The 463-nt window shown below is 37.8% G+C and carries 1 protein-coding gene; it reads right to left on the reverse strand.

Going from position 1 to position 463, the window contains the following annotated elements:
* A partial coding sequence (locus FNN09_RS20930) for a sulfatase-like hydrolase/transferase (protein WP_221932565.1) occupies positions 1 to 359 on the reverse strand: 359 nt, incomplete at its 3' end.
* Positions 360 to 463 lie beyond the last annotated feature (104 nt).

The following is a 463-nucleotide window of genomic DNA, read 5'->3' on the forward strand; positions in this document are numbered from 1 at the left end:
GCAATGGTAAAATCCTCAGCTCGAATAGGGTATTGTCCTTCTGGCTTGTGTTCTCGGTTGCCACGTATAAAGGTATGCCCTGTATGCTGGCCGGTCATGAGTGAAGAACGCGATGGTGCACAAACTGTACTGCCCGAATAATGCTGGGTAAACTTAATGCCTTTTGCTGCTAGCTTATCAATATTGGGTGTAGAAAATTTGGTTTGTCCATAGCAGCTCAGGTCGGCATACCCTAAATCATCGGCCAGGATATATATAACATTTGGTTTATGCTCCGATTTTACTTGCCTGGTATTACAAGCATTGAAAAAGAAAGATATAGTAATACTTACCAATATCCAGTATAACTTCATTTTCATTCTAATTGTTTTTTAAATAATTAACACGTTTCATCAACTCCTTAATAAGCTTCTTTTCTTCACTCAAAACTCTGATTTTTGAAACATCCAGATTAAACACGTAA

Source organism: Carboxylicivirga sp. M1479, from assembly GCF_007097485.1.
Taxonomy (GTDB): domain Bacteria; phylum Bacteroidota; class Bacteroidia; order Bacteroidales; family Marinilabiliaceae; genus Carboxylicivirga.